18 protein-coding genes are annotated in these 15,852 nt (G+C 59.9%); 5 read left to right on the top strand and 13 right to left on the bottom strand.

Translation table 11 applies throughout. From position 1 onward, the window contains the following. Positions 1-325: 325 nt before the first annotated feature. A complete protein-coding gene (locus tag AX768_RS24610) occupies positions 326-1,033 on the top strand; it encodes a haloacid dehalogenase type II (RefSeq protein WP_062002732.1) in 708 nt (235 codons plus the stop codon). Between the two features lie 319 nt (positions 1,034-1,352). Beyond that, positions 1,353-2,828, top strand: coding sequence for a glucose-6-phosphate dehydrogenase (gene zwf / locus AX768_RS24605; RefSeq protein WP_062002731.1), 1,476 nt, complete (start codon positions 1,353-1,355; stop codon positions 2,826-2,828). 81 nt (positions 2,829-2,909) lie between these two features. Here zwf and AX768_RS24600 read toward each other — a convergent pair whose 3' ends face one another. From AX768_RS24600 to AX768_RS24565, 8 genes are all read right to left on the bottom strand, one after another. Further along, positions 2,910-4,265 (bottom strand): sensor histidine kinase, encoded by a 1,356-nt coding sequence (locus AX768_RS24600; protein WP_062002730.1) that lies wholly within the window; start codon positions 4,263-4,265, stop codon positions 2,910-2,912. Continuing rightward, positions 4,255-4,932 (bottom strand): response regulator transcription factor, encoded by a 678-nt coding sequence (locus AX768_RS24595; RefSeq protein ID WP_062002729.1) that lies wholly within the window; start codon positions 4,930-4,932, stop codon positions 4,255-4,257. The genes AX768_RS24600 and AX768_RS24595 overlap by 11 nt, the downstream gene beginning before the upstream one ends. 69 nt (positions 4,933-5,001) lie before the next feature. Next, positions 5,002-6,294, bottom strand: a complete 1,293-nt coding sequence (locus AX768_RS24590) for an MFS transporter (protein ID WP_062002728.1) — start codon at positions 6,292-6,294, stop codon at positions 5,002-5,004. A 71-nt stretch (positions 6,295-6,365) separates the two neighbouring features. After that, entirely contained in the window at positions 6,366-7,355 is a 990-nt protein-coding gene (locus tag AX768_RS24585) for a quinone oxidoreductase family protein (RefSeq protein ID WP_062002727.1), read from the bottom strand. A 15-nt stretch (positions 7,356-7,370) separates the two neighbouring features. Continuing rightward, positions 7,371-8,384: an ABC transporter substrate-binding protein gene (locus AX768_RS24580; RefSeq protein WP_062002726.1), complete on the bottom strand. Its 1,014-nt coding sequence runs from the start codon at positions 8,382-8,384 to the stop codon at positions 7,371-7,373. A 195-nt stretch (positions 8,385-8,579) separates the two neighbouring features. Further along, positions 8,580-9,374: a MetQ/NlpA family ABC transporter substrate-binding protein gene (locus AX768_RS24575; RefSeq protein ID WP_062002725.1), complete on the bottom strand. Its 795-nt coding sequence runs from the start codon at positions 9,372-9,374 to the stop codon at positions 8,580-8,582. A 28-nt stretch (positions 9,375-9,402) separates the two neighbouring features. Next, positions 9,403-10,056, bottom strand: a complete 654-nt coding sequence (locus tag AX768_RS24570; protein WP_062002724.1) for a methionine ABC transporter permease — start codon at positions 10,054-10,056, stop codon at positions 9,403-9,405. Next, positions 10,046-11,077, bottom strand: a complete 1,032-nt coding sequence (locus AX768_RS24565; protein ID WP_062002723.1) for a methionine ABC transporter ATP-binding protein — start codon at positions 11,075-11,077, stop codon at positions 10,046-10,048. Before AX768_RS24565 ends, AX768_RS24570 begins: the two co-directional genes overlap by 11 nt. Positions 11,078-11,405: 328 nt before the next feature. Here AX768_RS24565 and AX768_RS24560 point away from each other — a divergent pair, with 328 nt between their 5' ends. Then, on the top strand, positions 11,406-12,020 hold the full coding sequence (locus tag AX768_RS24560; RefSeq protein ID WP_062003648.1) for an NADPH-dependent FMN reductase: 615 nt from the start codon (positions 11,406-11,408) through the stop codon (positions 12,018-12,020). Here AX768_RS24560 and AX768_RS32965 read toward each other — a convergent pair. Both AX768_RS32965 and AX768_RS24555 read right to left on the bottom strand, forming a co-directional pair. Then, entirely contained in the window at positions 11,992-12,216 is a 225-nt protein-coding gene (locus AX768_RS32965; RefSeq protein ID WP_231941596.1) for a helix-turn-helix domain-containing protein, read from the bottom strand. The genes AX768_RS24560 and AX768_RS32965 overlap by 29 nt on opposite strands. A gap of 24 nt (positions 12,217-12,240) precedes the next feature. Beyond that, positions 12,241-12,456, bottom strand: a complete 216-nt coding sequence (locus AX768_RS24555; protein WP_062002722.1) for a hypothetical protein — start codon at positions 12,454-12,456, stop codon at positions 12,241-12,243. 286 nt (positions 12,457-12,742) lie between these two features. On the opposite strand from AX768_RS24555, the gene AX768_RS24550 reads away from it, so the two are divergent. Both AX768_RS24550 and AX768_RS24545 read left to right on the top strand, forming a co-directional pair. Further along, entirely contained in the window at positions 12,743-12,958 is a 216-nt protein-coding gene (locus AX768_RS24550; RefSeq protein WP_062002721.1) for a hypothetical protein, read from the top strand. 113 nt (positions 12,959-13,071) lie between these two features. Further along, positions 13,072-13,875 (top strand): MetQ/NlpA family ABC transporter substrate-binding protein, encoded by an 804-nt coding sequence (locus AX768_RS24545; RefSeq protein WP_062002720.1) that lies wholly within the window; start codon positions 13,072-13,074, stop codon positions 13,873-13,875. A gap of 62 nt (positions 13,876-13,937) precedes the next feature. On the opposite strand, the gene AX768_RS24540 is transcribed toward AX768_RS24545, so the two are convergent. The 3 genes from AX768_RS24540 to ssuC form a co-directional block, all read right to left on the bottom strand. After that, complete coding sequence (locus AX768_RS24540) at positions 13,938-14,153, bottom strand: TOBE domain-containing protein (protein ID WP_056365821.1); 216 nt, start codon at positions 14,151-14,153, stop codon at positions 13,938-13,940. Between the two features lie 70 nt (positions 14,154-14,223). Then, positions 14,224-14,997, bottom strand: a complete 774-nt coding sequence (locus AX768_RS24535; protein ID WP_062003647.1) for an ATP-binding cassette domain-containing protein — start codon at positions 14,995-14,997, stop codon at positions 14,224-14,226. Between the two features lie 53 nt (positions 14,998-15,050). After that, positions 15,051-15,842, bottom strand: coding sequence for an aliphatic sulfonate ABC transporter permease SsuC (ssuC, locus tag AX768_RS24530; RefSeq protein ID WP_062002719.1), 792 nt, complete (start codon positions 15,840-15,842; stop codon positions 15,051-15,053). Positions 15,843-15,852 lie beyond the last annotated feature (10 nt).

Here is a 15,852-nt window from a genome sequence, read left to right as displayed (position 1 = left end):
CCAACGAGAATGGGTTTTCTACTTAAAGCGTTCGGCTATGAAACCGTCCGTGCGCAGAGGAAGGACCGGCACCGCTTCTCGATGCGCCCTACGGATATTTCGTGGCTTGAGGAAGTTGCGCCGAGCCCTGACAGGCAGGCTTCAAGGGCTCGGCGAAATTTGCAGATCGCTTCGTTGCGGACCTTGATGATCTCGCCTTTAGATACGAACATATCGGCGACGGCCGCCTCTGGTATTTTCCGAGGCTAATGCAACGCGCTTGCTAACTGAATCACCAAACTCGAAACTGTGTTCAAGTCGATCTCCTGGACCACGGACCCGAACAATGAAGCTCAAGCAAACATCGCGGCCAATCTGGCTGACCTTCGACTGCTACGGCACGCTGATCCAATGGGACGAGGGCCTGCGCGCCGCAGTTTCGACGATCCTCGCGAAACAGGGTGAAAGCGGAACGGACGTCGATGAACTGATCGAAGTATATGACCGGCACGAGCATCACCTGGAGCAGTTGACACCGCATCGCTCGTTTCGTGAAGTCGCAGGCGACGGGTTGCGGCTTGCGATGACCGAACTGGGATTGCCGGCGCAAGCATCGGATATCGAAGTGCTTACGGGAGGCATCTCTGCCATGCCGCCGTTTCCGGAAGTGGTCGCGACGCTCCGGGCGCTGAAGGATGCAGGCTTCAATTTGTGCATCGTCTCCAATACGGACGACGACATTATCGCCGGCAATGTGGCGCAACTGGACGAGTGCATCGACCGGGTCATCACGGCGCAGCAGGCGGGCGCGTACAAGCCCTCGCCTGTCATTTTCAATCATGCGTACCGGGCGCTGGGAGTCGGCAAGGACGACGCGGTTCATATCTGCGCGAGTCCGCATCTGGACCACGCGGCCGCGCGTGAAATCGGCTTCCGATGCATCTGGATCAACCGGCGAACCGGCCGGACGCTGTTGCCCGATTACGTCCCCGATGCAATCGTTCCCACGCTCGACAAGGTGCTTGACGTATTCAGGGAAAGCGGCTGGATTTAAGGTGTTTTTCTGCGGGCGCGCACGGCCAACCGTATGCGAGTCCGCTCGAATCGCAAGCAGGTTGCCAAGGTCGGCCCGTCTACCTACACTGGTCTGCACAGCCGGAACCGAAGCGCTTATCCCGACCGCCCGGACGCTTTATCTCTCGTATTCTTGAAATATTCATCCGGCAAGCTACGGTATTACGTACACCGCCTTCAACATTGCCATAAAAGCCCGATCCAGGCGTAACTGGTATAACGACATACTCAGCGTCGTAAAAGGCCGCTCTTACAGAGCGCAAATTTGACTGCATCAACCTGCGATTCCCCTACGCGCCATGACCACTCAAACTCCTTCAGCTGCGCCCGACCTGCCCGTCGACATGATCATCTTCGGCGGCGCCGGCGACCTGTCCGCACGCAAGCTTCTGCCTGCGCTGTATATGGCGCACTTGCATGACAACCTGCCCCCGCAAACACGCATCATCGCCATTGGCCGCCGTGACTGGTCGCGCGAGCAGTACGTACAGTTCGTGCAGGAACAATCGAAACCGTTCGTCGACGCCAAAGCGCTCGACCCGCAGTCGTGGGACACGTTCCTGAGCCTCTTCGAGTACGTGCGCATCAACATCGATCAGCCGGGCGACTATCTGAACCTCGCTGAAGTGGCGCGCAAGGACGTGTGCCGCGTGTTTTACCTCGCGACGTCACCGGAACTCTTCACGACCATCTGCGACAACCTCGCGGCGTCCGGTCTCGTCGACGCAAACTCGCGCGTCGTGCTGGAAAAACCGCTGGGCCATGATCTCGCGTCGGCACAGGCGATCAATTCATCCGTGGGACGTCATTTCGCCGAAGCGCAGATTTATCGCATCGACCATTATCTCGGCAAGGAAACGGTGCAGAACCTGATGGTGCTGCGCTTCGGCAATGCGATCTTCGGACCATTGTGGCAAGCGCCGTACATCAAGAGCGTGCAGATCACCGTGGCCGAAACAGTGGGCGTCGGCAGCCGTGCGGGCTTCTATGACCAGACCGGCGCGTTGCGCGACATGGTGCAGAACCACTTGCTGCAACTGTTGTGCATCGTGGCCATGGAGCCGCCGGTATCGCTCGATCCGGACGCCGTTCGCGATGAAAAGCTCAAGGTGCTGCGCTCGCTGCGCAAGATGACGGTCGCCGATATTGCCCGCGACACCGTGCGCGGCCAGTACAGCCCGGGCGCGATCGGCGGCGAGCCGGTGAAGGGATACATGGAAGAGGACAACGTGCCGGCGGACAGCCGCGCGGAAACCTTCGTGGCCATTCGCGCGCATATCAACAACTGGCGCTGGGCGAACGTGCCCTTCTTCCTGCGCACCGGCAAGCGGTTGCAGAAGAAACAATCGGAAATCGTGATCGAATTCGCCGACCTGCCGTTTTCGATCATCCCGAGCGGTCCGCGTAATTATGGCAACCGTCTGATCATCCAGTTGCAACCCGAGGAATCGATCCAGCTGCAAATGCTCGCGAAGGAACCCGGCAGCGGCATGCATATGCTGCCCGTGAACCTGAACCTCGATTTGCAACAGGCGTTCACCGAGCGTCGCGCGGAAGCGTACGAGCGTTTGCTTATCGATGTGATGCGCGGCCGCCTGACGCACTTCATGCGCCGTGACGAACTCGAAGCGGCGTGGGCGTGGGTCGAACCCATTCTGGATGGCTGGAAAGAACTGAACGATCGTCCGCGTACTTATACGGCGGGGACGTTTGGACCGGCGGCATCGTCGGCATTGATGGCGCGGGAAAACATGGCGTGGGCTGAAGAAAGCTGACGCGCTGAAAAGCCTTCGCCTGGTACAACGAACGCGCGGCCATCGAGTCCGCGCGTTTTTTCTTGTGCGACTTCCTGCCCCTCACGCTGAAAATGCGATGTGCACGGCAAGTCCCTTCCCGCCAGGACCATCGTCCATGCGAATTTGCGCACGATGCGCCCGCACGATCTCCCGCACGATGGCAAGACCCAGTCCACTGCCCTCCTCGGCAGACGCTCTGAAGAAAGGCTCGAATACACGGTCGCGAACATCGGCTGGAATGCCCGGGCCATCGTCGGTCACGAGCAGCAGGATCGACTTTTCACGCCGCTCGATCAGAAGCGACACGTGTCCTGATGGCGGCGTGTATCGAATGGCGTTATCGATGAGATTGAAAACCAGCACGGACAGCAGGCGCGCATTGCCCAGCAGGAACGTGTTGTCGGCGAGCTGCGCCGAGAGCTCGATCTCGCGACGCTCCGCAAGCAGCGCCAAATCTTCGATGACCGTCGTCGCGACCTCGCGCAGATCGACTCGTTCACCTTCGAAATGACTGTAGTCTGCGGTCTCGGCCTGCGCCAGCAGAAGCAACTGGTTGGTCAACGAAACCAGTGCGCCGTTGCTCTTGTGCATGGCCGACAAGGTCTCCTTGACCGTCGCAAGATCGTCATGCCGGCGCGCATATTGCAACTGTGCGCCGAGCAGCGTCAGCGGCGTTCGCAACTGATGTGCGGCATGGGAAATGAAACGGCGCTGCATGGCCGTCTGACGCTCGATGCGCGCAATGCATTGATTGATGGCATCGACGATAGGCCGCAATTCACTTTGCAGATGCGCCGAACGCAAGGGGACGAGCTCGCTCGGCGCGCGATCGCGCACGTCCTTGGTCAAGGCCATCAAATGCCTTAATTCGAAGGTCAGGCCCACACACACCAGCACGACGGCAATCCCGATGATCTCCGCGAAATGCAGCAATTGCGGCCGCCACAGGTCGGCCGCGAGCGCGTCGCGTTCCAGCTCGGTCCTGCCGACCGACACCAGGATGCGCTTGCTCTCGCCCGAGTCATACATGGGGCGAATGATCGATACCGCGCGCACCGGCTGGCCATCGACTTGCGTGTCGTACCATCCCGGCGACGTGGCCGGCTCGACTTGCTCGAGATCGGACGTTCCCGCAATCGGAGGACCGTCGATGACCCTGATACGAAAAAACACGCGGTCGCCATAGGGCGAACTCAGGATTTCGATGGCGCTCGGCGAGATGTCGGCGTGCAGGTCGCTGTCATCCCATTTGACATCGCCTGCCATGACGCGGGCGGACGCAAGGAGCGCGTTGTCCTGAATCAGGCTCGCCGTTTTCTGCGCGCTTTCACGCGCCATGAACCCGGCCGCGAACACGTACACCGTGAGCGGCAACAGCAGCCACAGCAGCAAGCGCAAACGCAGGCTATTCGTCATCGTCGCCGGCTTGCAAGAGGTAACCCAGGCCTCTCAGGGTGATGATCGTCGCGGTGCTTTTTTCGAGCTTCTTGCGCAGCCTTGACACGTAGATTTCAATCGCGTCTTCGCTGGTATGAGTGGTCGAACTGCCGAGGGAGTCCGCCAGCATCGGTTTCGATACCGTCTTCCTGGCCTTGAGGATCAATGTTTCGAGGACGGCGTGTTCGCGTGGCGTCAGGTTCAGCGTCTCGCCGGAAACCGAAAATTGCCGCCGGTCGATATCGTAGGAAAGATCGCCGCAACGCACGCTGTTCGAGCGCGACGGCAGTTGGCGCCGCACCAGCACCTTGACGCGCGCAACCAGCTCGCGTGCATCGAATGGCTTGACCACGTAGTCGTCCGCGCCGGCGCTCAGGCAGATCACTTTTTCATCGACGGAACCGCTTGCCGTGAGGATCAGCACAGGCGTGTCGTCGCCGCGTTCGCGCAAGCGCCGCAACACGCCTTTGCCCGACAGGTTCGGCAGGTTCAGATCCAGCAGCACGACGTCGTAGCGCGTGGTGCGCAGGAACCGGTCTGCGGCATCGCCGTCGCTCACGCGATCGAGCACGAAACCATCGTCTTCCAGGATTTTAGCGAGCCAGTGAGCGAGTTGCTCGTTGTCCTCGACCAGCAGTAGCTTCATTACGGTCACCGCGTTATTCGTGAATTTTTGCCCCGAGGCGCGGCATGCGCCTCCAGGGGAAAAAACACATTACGCGAGTTTATATTGCCTGCGCGCCTGCGCCGTCCGGTAGAGCACCAACGTCGCCACCAGCCCGCAAGCCGCCGCGAGCCCCATCCAGATGCCGGGCGCGGCCTTGTTCCCCGTCACGTGAATCAGGTAGGTGGAGATCGCCGGCGTGAATCCGCCAACCGTCGATGCAAGGCTGTATGCAATCGAGAACCCCGTGGTCCTGACTTCGGCCGGCATGATCTCGGTCAGCGCCACGATCATCGCGCCGTTGTACCAGGCGTAAAGAAACGACAGCCACAACTCGACCCCGAGCAAGCGTCCGAACGAAGGTTCGGCGACCAGCCACTGCACCGCCGGATAAGCCGTCAGAACCGCGAGGACAGTAAAGGTCAGCAACACCGGACGCCGTCCGATTCGATCCGACACAGCGCCGGAGATCGGCAACCATAAAAAGTTCGACAAACCCACACACACTGTCACGAGCAGCGCGTCGCGCGACGACAGCTTGAGCACTTCTTTGCCGAACGTCGGCGTGTAAGCGGCGATCATGTAGAACGAGACGGTCGTCATGATCACGAGACCCATGCCCGCGAGCACCAGGCCGCGATGCTGCACCATCGACTTCATGATTTCGCTGATCGCCGGATGATGCTTGCGGGCGATGAACTCATCGGTTTCCTTCAGCGACCGGCGGATATACACAACGAATGGAACGATCAGGCAACCGATCAGGAACGGCACGCGCCATCCCCATGTGCTCATGTGTTCGGCCGAGACCACCTGATTCAGGATCACGCCGAGCAACGCCGCGACCACCACCGCGACTTGCTGGCTGGCCGACTGCCACGCGCAGAAAAAGCCCTTGTTCCCTTTCGTCGCGATCTCGGACAGATACACCGATACCCCGCCCAGTTCCACGCCCGCCGAGAACCCTTGGAGCAAGCGCCCCGTGAGCACGAGAACCGGCGCCAGCATGCCGATGGTGGCATACCCGGGCACGAAGGCAACGCAGGCCGTACCTATCGCCATGAGGGTCAGCGTGAGGATCAAGCCCTTGCGGCGACCGTGATGATCGATATACGCGCCGAGCACGATGGCGCCGATCGGCCGCATCAGGAAACCGGCGCCGAACACCGAAAGCGCGAGCATCAATGATGCAAATTCGCTGCCGCCCGGGAAGTAGGTTCTGGCGATGGCCGAGGCGTAATACCCGTAGACCGTGAAGTCGTACATTTCGAGAAAGTTACCGCTGACGACGCGGAAAACCGCCTTGGCTTTCGACTCGCCGGCAGACATTGCGTGTGAGGACATGGAGGAGCCTTCTTTAGGGATGCATCGCGCCGAGCTACGTAGCGCCGATAAAAAATGTCAAACGCGTGCGGCTATCCGATCATCACTACGGACTTGCCAAGCTGGCGTCGTTCTTCCAGTTGCGCATGCGCCTCTTCGACGTTGTCGAGCGTATAGCGGCCACTGATGCCGATCGTGAGGGAACCATCGGCAAGCGCCGCAAAGACGTCGCTCGCGCGGCGCTGGACGGTTTCGGCATCGGCGAGATGATCGGCCAGCCGTGGACGCGTCAGGAACAACGATCCGGCTTCGCCTAGCTCGATAGGATCGAGGTCCGTCAGCGACCCCGCCACCGACCCATAATTGACAACGAGACCGCGAACGCGCGTCGCACGAAAGCTGTCGCGCAGCGTGGTGCGGCCTACCGCGTCGTACACCACGTCCACGCCTTTGCCGTCCGTTGCTTCACGCACGCGATCGGCGAAGCGTCCGTTGTCGTAGAGCATCACGTGATCGGCGCCGTGCTTGCGCGCGACCTCGGCCTTGGACTCGCTGCTGGTTGTCGCGAAAACGGTCGCGCCGCGACGCTTCGCGAGCTGCACCAGCAACTGGCCGATACCACCCGATGCCGCATGGATCAGGCACGTGCTGCCTGCCTTGATCTGCCCCACATCGTCGATCAGATAATGCGCCGTCGACCCCTGGAAGATCGCGGCAGCGGCCAGATCGTAGGCAATGGAATCCGGGATATGCGCTAGACGCGAGGCGGGAACGATGGCGTATTCTGCGTATGCGCCCCACGAAATGCACCAGGCCACGCGGTCACCAAGATCGAGCGATGTAACGCCCGCACCCAGCTTCGCCACGTCGCCGGAGCCTTCCATGCCGAGCGTGCACGGAAGACGCACCGGATACGTCCGTGACGTCTTGTACTTGCCCTGCCGCGTATGAATGTCCATGAAATTGATGCCGGCGCACCTGACCTTCACGAGCACCTCGCCTTCTTTTGGTTGAGGTACTTCGATATCCTTACGAATAAGGACTTCGGGACCGCCGTACTGTTCAATACCTATCGCTTTCATCTTCGTCTCCGGGAATTACTTCGCGCTGAGCTTCACACGATCCACGAACTCATTGGTGTACGTCCTCGACAAGTCGATATGGCGCGGATCGAGCGTTGAATTGACGCGCGTGAGAACGTTGAGCACTGCAGCGGGCGACTCGTCGGGCATGCGTCCGTCTCGCGTAAAGGTTGGAATCGCGGTCTTGAGCGCGCTGATATAGAGCGCTTTGTCCTGTCCGTAGAAATCCGGCGGTAACCGGGCCGTGATGTCTTCTGCGCTATGCGACGCTATGAAAGCAAGCGAGCGCACCAGCGCACGCACGAGCTTTTGCGCCTGATCGCGATGCGTGTTGACCCACGAGCGCTGAGCGTAGAAGCACGAACCTGCGTAGGCGCCGCCGAGCGCGGACATGGTGCCTTCGACGCTGCGCATATCCACCAGCACGGTTGCGCGTCCGCTTGCCAGCAAGCGGCTGGCGCTGGGCTCTTCGACCATGCCCGCATCGATGCGTCCCTGCTCCATCGCCGCGATAAAACTGTCGTCCGATCCAACTGGCAATACGGAATAATCCTTCGGTGACAACCCGGCGCGCGCTGCGAGAAAACGTGTCAGGAAATAAGTGGACGATCCAAGTCCGGTCACGCCGAGCGTCGCGCCTTTTGCATCGGCCATGCTGCGAAATCCCGAAGCTGATCTCTTCGATACCAGCTCGACAAGTCCCGCGCTCTTGTTGAATACGACCAGCGCTTCGACTTCCTTGCCGCGGCTCTGCAGGTCGATGGTGTGATCGTAAAAACCCACCGCGCCCTGGATCGCGCCCGCCAGCAGTTCCGTCGCGGTATCGACGCCGGCCGGTTGCGAGATGATTTCGAAATCGAGGCCTTCGTCCTTGAAGTAGCCGAGTTGCGAGGCAAGAACCAGCGGCAGATAGACGATCTTGGAGGTGCCGCCCGCCATGAGCGTCAGCTTTTCCGCGTGCGTGGACGTCGCGGCGCAAAGCAGCGCAGCCATGCAAGCTGACGTGAACAGGCGGCGAAACAACATCATGCGAAGCGTCTCCTTCTTCAGTACCAAGCCGGTATCTTGTTCTAATGTGCGGCCAGTATAAGAAGTCCAAGCCTTCTGCCTGCTTTCTGACGGCCTCGAAAAATCTCGGCGTTTACCCTCGGAGCGACCCAGAAGTACAACGCGCCCTGACCCTTTCGGGAGAGAGCGCGCTTTTTTCCACGACGGAATGTCCAGTTACCAGGCAGCGATCACCGCACCGGCATACTTCCCTTCGATAAACTGCTTGACTGCCGCCGAGTGATACGCGGCAACCAGCTTCGCAACCCAAGGCTTGTCCTTGTCGGCGGCGCGAATGGCGATGATGTTCGAATAGGGGCCGTTCGGATCTTCAATCGCAATCGCGTCCTGCTTCGGCTTCAAACCGGCTTCCATCGCGAAGTTCGTGTTGATCGCGGCCGCGTCCACGTCGGCGAGCGAACGCGGGATCTGCGCGGCATCGAGTTCGACGATCTTCAGCTTCCTGGGATTCTCGACAATATCGAGCGGCGTTGCTTTCAGACCCGCATCGGCGCGCAATTTCAGCAGGCCGTTTTTCTGCAGCAGCAACAACGCGCGGCCGCCGTTGGTCGGATCGTTCGGCACCGCGATGCGCGCGCCTGCAGGCAACGCCGCCAGCGACTTGTACTTCTTCGAATAGATGCCCATCGGGAACGTGACGGTATCGGCGATCTTGATGATCTTGTAACCGCGGTCCTTCACTTGCGCGTCGAGATACGGCGCGTGCTGATAGCTGTTGGCATCGAGATCGCCCGAAGCCAGCGCGGCGTTCGGCTGCACGTAGTCCGCGAACTCCACGATCTTGATGTTCAAGCCGTTCTTCGCGGCGACTTGCTTGACCACTTCCATGACCTGCGCATGCGGGCCGCCGGTTACACCGACCTTGATGGTTTCGTCGGCCTGGGCGACATTGGTGAACAGTGCCGCTGCGCCGATCACGGCGGCCAGCTTGAAAATGAATCGACGTTGCATGACTAACCCCTGAGCTTTCTATAAAAATTTATTTATGACTGAGACGACGCACAAGCCAGTCGCCAAATGACTGCACCAGTTGCACGAACACGATCAGGATTACGACGACGGTCAGCATCACTTCCGGCAGGAAGCGCTGATAACCATAACGAATCCCGAGGTCGCCGAGACCGCCGCCACCAATCGCGCCGGCCATCGCCGAATAGCCGACCAGTGACACGAACGTGATGGTCAAACCCGCGACCACGCCCGGCAACGATTCCGGCAACAACACCTTGAACACGATCTGGCTCGTCGTGGCGCCCATGGCCTGTGCTGCTTCGATCAGGCCGCGATCGACTTCGCGCAGCGCGGTTTCAACGAGACGGGCAACGAACGGTGCAGCCGCGATGGTCAGCGGCACAACCGCCGCCATGGTGCCGATGGACGACCCCACCACCAGCCGCGTGAACGGAATCACCGCAACAAGCAGGATGATAAACGGTGTCGAACGCACTGCATTCACAACGCCGCCCATGACGCGATTCACGCCGAGATTGCGCAGCACGCCGTCGCGGTCAGTAAGGTAAAGCAGCACGCCGAGCGGCAAGCCCAGCGCTGCGCCGACCAGCCCGGAAATGCCCACCATCACGAGCGTTTCCCAGAATGACTGGACGAACATATCGAACATTTCACTCAACATGAGACATCTCCTCCACCACCACACCCTGTTCACGCAAGTATGCTATCGCCTCGGCGACGTTCACCGGCTCGCCGCCCGCGAGCACGGCCAGCGAACCGAACGCCTGGCCCTGGATCTCATCGATCTGCCCGTGCAGGATGTTGAAATCCAGCTCGAAGCGGCGGATGGTCTCGGAGAGGATCGGCTGATCCACGCCGGAGCCCGTGAACGCCAGGCGCAGCAAATGACCGCCGGTCTTCAGGCGCTCGGTTACACGCGCTTTCAACGCGGGCGGCAATTCGTGCGCGATGACATCGCCGATCAATGCACGTGTGACTTCGTGATGCGGCTGCATGAAGACTTCGACCACGTTGCCTTCTTCGACCACACGGCCGGCATCGAGCACGGCGACGCGATCGCAGACCTGCTTGATCACATCCATCTGGTGCGTGATCAGGACAATGGTGAGACCAAGTTCCTTGTTGATCTTGCGCAGCAGATCGAGAATCGAGCGGGTTGTTTCAGGGTCGAGCGCGGAAGTGGCTTCATCCGAGAGCAGCACCTTGGGCTTGCTCGCCAGCGCCCGGGCGATACCCACGCGCTGCTTCTGGCCGCCGCTGATCTGCGACGGATAGCGGTCCTTCTGTGTGGTCAGGCCGACCAGATCCAGCAACGGCAGCACGGTCGCCTCGATCTCGACGCGCTTCATGCCGGCCAGTTCGAGCGGCAGCGCGACGTTATCGAACACGGTCCGCGACGACAGCAAGTTGAAGTGCTGGAAAATCATGCCGATGTCGCGGCGAGCCGTGCGCAACTGCGCGGCCGAAAGCGTAGTGAGGTCGTGACCGTCCACGATCACGCTGCCTTCGCTAGGCCGCGTCAGCAGGTTGATGGTGCGTACGAGCGTACTTTTACCGGCGCCGCTGCGCCCGATGATGCCGAACACTTCGCCCGGCGGTATCGTCAGATTGACGTTATGCAACGCTTCGATCCAGCCTCGTGGGCCCGCGAAACGCTGCGACAGATTGCGAATTTCGATCATGTAAACGAAAAAAAGCGACGAACTCCCCGTTGAGCAACATCGCTCGGGCAAGCCGGCCGCCGTTCATCCCTGGTTCTGGAGAGGCGAAAGTTTAACGTAACCTGCGCCGACGCCTTAATAATCAATTGCGAAGGGCTAATTACTTAAGCATATGAGCGCCTTGCGGCGCGGCTTTCCGGGCGAGAAATGTGCGCCGAAATACGTAAAACGGATATCGATTCAAGCAAAGCTCGGTTCCATCAGCGAAAATCGGTCGTTAAAATGTTTTAATAATCTGCTGCGTTCGTATGCACAGGCGCAGTCCCGCCGCACTACTGGGAGTATTTCGTTGAAGAGCTTCGAATTTCGCCGCCCGCTCGTGGTTGGCATTGGCGGCACGACCCGCGCGGCTTCATCGACCGAACGCGCCCTTCGCGTTGCCTTGAACGGCGCCGAAGCCGAGGGCGCGCGCACGCGCCTCTTCGGCGGCACGTTCCTGCATAGCCTTCCTCACTATGCGCCCGAACACAAGGAACGCACCGAAGCGCAGATTGAACTGATCGAAGCCGTGCGCGAAGCGGACGCGGTGATCATCGGGACGCCGGGATACCACGGCGGCGTCTCGGGACTCGTCAAGAACGCGCTGGACACGCTGGAAGAACTGCGCGACGACAGACGCCCCTATCTCGACGGCCGGGCGGTCGGCTGCGTGGTGACGGCTTATGGATGGCAAGGCGGCGGCGCAGTGCTGACGTCGCTGCGTTCAATCGTGCATGCGCTGCGTGGCTGGCCGACGCCGTATGGCGCGGCCGTCAATTCGCTGGAAACGCGGTTCGAAACCATCGATACCTGCTCCGATCCGAAAGTCGCCGATCAGCTCGCAACCGTCGGCCGGCAAGCTGCGCAGTTCGCGCTGGCGTTCAATGCGCGCGAGGCTATTGCGGAACTTGATACTGCGCGTTGATTTTTTGGTTTGCCTGTAGCAATTCAACGCCGAATACTTTCTCGAGACTCTGGATGCGGCGTGTGACCGCTGGCTGAGTTGTGTCGAGCAGTCGAAAAAGCGTGTGCGACTGGCAGCGCACGACCGCAGCAACTGCCTCGATGCCATCTGACTTCAATAAAACCGTTCCGCTCAGGGCACATGAATGTCTGATCATTATTGAAGTTGCACACCGTTTGCGTCAGTCCTTGAACGGCAACTCCGGGGTGAATACGAAAGAATCCACCACATACCCCATATGGAAATAGCCGCTGCATGCACATGAGGCAATGCGTTCAAGGTGATACGGCTCACGCGCGGTTTCCCTGGCCTGACTTGCAGCAGCCAATCGCCGTGCATGCCACTTGCGCAGCACGTCGCTGCCCCAGCTCCTGAAAAGGGCTTTCTGTTCTGACATCGCAGTTCTCCTTGAACGCTGGCCGGCGCGGGGCAACGGGCCACCGCTTTTATAAGGTAGGCGAAACTTAATCGCGCGGATACCATCTTTTATTCATTTCCATATCTGCCGATCATTCGGTAGCCACGACCGCAAACCCGCGCAAGACCTACGCCACATTTGCTTCTTTCCTATTCCCCTTGGGAGCGGCTTTGCTTCTGCCAATTGCTTGGTTCCGTTGGCAGGCGCAGCTGGCTAATCTGGGCACATGCGTTCCATTGCATCGAGTACCGGAGGTCAAACAGACATGCATTACAAGGGTTATGAAGTCGCTCCCGCCGCACAGCCGCTGCCCAGCGGATTGTTCGCCGCCAACCTCGTCATTCAGGACGAAGCGTCGCTGCAAAAACGCGCCTACGTATTCGATGCCCTCGACTACTTCTTCGAATCCGATCTTGCCGTGGCCTACGCGGCGCGCTGGGCGCGCATGTGGATCGATAACCGGCGCCTGCCGCGGGCGTGAAGCAGGTTCTGAAGCATCCTTTCGAATTTGCATAACCACATGAAAACAGATTCGTTCCAACACCGCGCAAGTCGTGAGACGATGCGGCCCTGCTAACCAGAAAGAGTTTCAATATGCATCGTAGAACTATCATTGCAAGCGTCGCGTTCGCCGCGCTTGGCGCCGTATTCGGCACCGCCCACGCTGAAGATGCGCCGCTGCGCATCGGCACCATGAGCGGCCCCGACGCGCAGATCTGGACCGAAGTATCGAAGGTTGCGGCACGCGAAGGCCTAAAGATCAAGGTGATCGAATTCAACGATTACATCCAGCCCAATGCAGCACTCGATGCGGGCGACCTGGACGCCAACGGCTTTCAGCACCAGCCGTTCCTCGACAGCCAGGTCAAGCAGCGCGGCTACAAGATCGTCAACGTGGGCCTGACGTACGTGGCGCCCATGGGTTTCTACTCGAAGAAGATCAAGTCACTGAAGGATTTGCCGCAAGGCGCGAAGGTCGGCATTCAGAACGACCCGTCCAATGGCAATCGCGCACTGTTGCTGCTGCAAAAGAATGGCGTGATCAAGTTGAAGGCGGGCGTGGGCAAGGACGGCGTGAACGCAACGCCGCTCGACGTAGTTGAAAATCCGAAGGGCATCAAACTGGTCGAACTCGATTCGGCTCAGTTGCCGCGCTCGCTGGATGACCTCACCGCTGCGTCCATCAACACGGACTACGCCGTGAAGGCCGGGTTGTCGCCGACCAGGGATGCGATCGCCATTGAAGATCTGAAGGGCCCGTATGCCAACCTGATCGCCGTGCGCGAGAAGGATCGCAATGCGCCCTGGGTCAAGAAGCTGGTGTCGGCGTATGAGTCGCCGGATGTGAAGAACTATATCGACACGCAGTTCAAAGGCTCGATCATTCCGGCGTTCTAGTCAAAGCTGGCGCTGAATAAAAAGGGGCGAACCTTGGTTCGCCCCTTTTGCATTTGGATCCTTTAGAGCCGAGCAATCGATACTTCGGTAGACTTCACGAATGCGATGACTTCACTGCCGACCTTCAATTCGAGTTCATCGACTGAACGAGTCGTGATCACTGACGTCACGATGCCGTGTGGCGTCTCTACATCCACCTCGGATACCACCGACCCGCGGATGATCTCCTTGATATGACCTTTGAACTGGTTGCGTACGTTGATTGCTGTGATGCCCATGTGATGCTCCCTGTTTGAGTGAGTCATGCCGGGGCCGGTCGACATCGGCAAAGTGTGATGATTACGGTGTCTAGCTGACCTGCGCGCCGTGCTTCAGCACCCGCGAAAGAACCTGCTCTTCCAGCTCCGCGAAGCCTTCTGCCGTGCGCGAACGAGGACGCGCGAGCGAGATGGCGGCATCGAAGGAAATCTTGCCCTCTTCGATCAGCACGATGCGCTCGCCCAATGCCACAGCCTCCTGCACATCGTGCGTAACCAGCAACGCAGTAAAGCCATGCTCGCGCCACAGACGCTCGATCAACGCGTGCATTTCAATGCGCGTCAAGGCGTCCAGCGCGCCAAGCGGTTCATCCAGCAACAGCAGGTCCGGCCGATGCACCAGCGCGCGAGCAAGCGCCACACGCTGGCGCTGACCGCCCGAAAGTTGCGCAGGCCAGTCGCCTTCACGCGCGCTTAAACCGACTTCGGCCAGCGTCGCGCGTGCGTCCTCACGCGACGATTTCGGCAAGCCGAGCATCACGTTTTGCAGCACGCTTTTCCACGGCAGCAGGCGCGCGTCCTGGAACATGATGCGGGTCTGCAATTCGCTCGCACCCTCTGCCGCGTTACGGCTCACCACGCCGCCGGTCGCTTTCTCGAGCCCGGCGATAAGGCGCAGCAGCGTGGACTTGCCGCAGCCGCTGCGTCCGACTATCGATACAAAGCTGCCACGCTCGATAGCAAAATCAAAATTGGAGAGAACTTTGCGCGCGCCGAAATGTTTGTCGACGCCCTGAAGCGCGACGGCCATGTCCGCAGGATTCGGACGCGGCGAAGGCGACGGCGGTGTGCGTTCACGCGTGATGACGCGCGGTTCGAACGCAACGCTATCCGATGACAGCGATGAAAGAACTGATGTCACGATTTTGCTCCCTTCTGATACGCAGGATGCCAGCGCAGCGTGGCGCGCTCGATGGATTTGGCGAGCATGTCGGCAAGCTTGCCGAGCAGCGCGTAGAGCAGGATGCCGACCACCACCACGTCCGTCTGCAGGAACTCGCGGGCGTTCATCGTCATATAGCCGATACCCGATTGCGCCGAGATGGTTTCCGCCACGATCAGCATCACCCACATGAGGCCGAACGCAAAACGCACGCCGACGAGAATGGACGGCAACGCCCCCGGTAATATCACGTCGCGATACAACGCGAAACCTGTAAGCCCGTAGCTGCGCGCCATTTCGATCAGGTCGGCATCGACGGAACGAATACCGTGATACGTATTCGTGTAGACCGGAAAGAACACGCCTAGCGCAACCAGAAACAGCTTGGCTTCCTCGCCAATGCCGAACCACAGGATCACCAGCGGAATCATTGCAAGCGCGGGGATGTTGCGGATCATCTGCACGGTCGAGTCGAGCGCAACCTCAGCCGGTTTGAAGAGACCTGTCCCCAGTCCGAGCACGAAACCAATACCGCCGCCGATCGCAAAACCGGTCAATGCACGCCATGCGCTGACCTTCACGTTCGCCCACATGTCGCCCGACTGGATCAGCTCCCACGCGGCCCTAACGACTGCCAGCGGCTCGGGCAAGACACGCGACGACAAGCCGCCGGTTCGCGCTGCAAGCTCCCATGCAACCAGGATCAGGAGAGGCACGAGCCAGGGCGCTGCCTGCATGCCTGCGCGTCGAAGAAATGATCCGTTCATTGTGATTCCC

The sequence above is a fragment of the Burkholderia sp. PAMC 28687 genome (assembly GCF_001577465.1).
Classification (GTDB): domain Bacteria; phylum Pseudomonadota; class Gammaproteobacteria; order Burkholderiales; family Burkholderiaceae; genus Caballeronia.
The sequence above is the reverse complement of the archived record's forward strand: the minus strand, read 5'-3'. Positions and strand labels throughout refer to the sequence as shown.

Coding starts and splice junctions, on each gene's coding strand:
- AX768_RS24565 (WP_062002723.1), bottom strand. CDS start 11,077: ATGATCGAAATTCGCAATCTGTCGCAGCGTTTCGCGGGCCCACGAGGC.
- ssuC (WP_062002719.1), bottom strand. CDS start 15,842: ATGAACGGATCATTTCTTCGACGCGCAGGCATGCAGGCAGCGCCCTGG.
- AX768_RS24575 (WP_062002725.1), bottom strand. CDS start 9,374: ATGCAACGTCGATTCATTTTCAAGCTGGCCGCCGTGATCGGCGCAGCG.
- AX768_RS24540 (WP_056365821.1), bottom strand. CDS start 14,153: ATGGGCATCACAGCAATCAACGTACGCAACCAGTTCAAAGGTCATATC.
- AX768_RS24580 (WP_062002726.1), bottom strand. CDS start 8,384: ATGATGTTGTTTCGCCGCCTGTTCACGTCAGCTTGCATGGCTGCGCTG.
- AX768_RS24545 (WP_062002720.1), top strand. CDS start 13,072: ATGCATCGTAGAACTATCATTGCAAGCGTCGCGTTCGCCGCGCTTGGC.
- AX768_RS32965 (WP_231941596.1), bottom strand. CDS start 12,216: ATGATCAGACATTCATGTGCCCTGAGCGGAACGGTTTTATTGAAGTCA.
- AX768_RS24570 (WP_062002724.1), bottom strand. CDS start 10,056: ATGTTGAGTGAAATGTTCGATATGTTCGTCCAGTCATTCTGGGAAACG.
- AX768_RS24600 (WP_062002730.1), bottom strand. CDS start 4,265: ATGACGAATAGCCTGCGTTTGCGCTTGCTGCTGTGGCTGCTGTTGCCG.
- AX768_RS24550 (WP_062002721.1), top strand. CDS start 12,743: ATGCATTACAAGGGTTATGAAGTCGCTCCCGCCGCACAGCCGCTGCCC.
- AX768_RS24610 (WP_062002732.1), top strand. CDS start 326: ATGAAGCTCAAGCAAACATCGCGGCCAATCTGGCTGACCTTCGACTGC.
- zwf (WP_062002731.1), top strand. CDS start 1,353: ATGACCACTCAAACTCCTTCAGCTGCGCCCGACCTGCCCGTCGACATG.
- AX768_RS24585 (WP_062002727.1), bottom strand. CDS start 7,355: ATGAAAGCGATAGGTATTGAACAGTACGGCGGTCCCGAAGTCCTTATT.
- AX768_RS24555 (WP_062002722.1), bottom strand. CDS start 12,456: ATGTCAGAACAGAAAGCCCTTTTCAGGAGCTGGGGCAGCGACGTGCTG.
- AX768_RS24595 (WP_062002729.1), bottom strand. CDS start 4,932: ATGAAGCTACTGCTGGTCGAGGACAACGAGCAACTCGCTCACTGGCTC.
- AX768_RS24590 (WP_062002728.1), bottom strand. CDS start 6,294: ATGTCCTCACACGCAATGTCTGCCGGCGAGTCGAAAGCCAAGGCGGTT.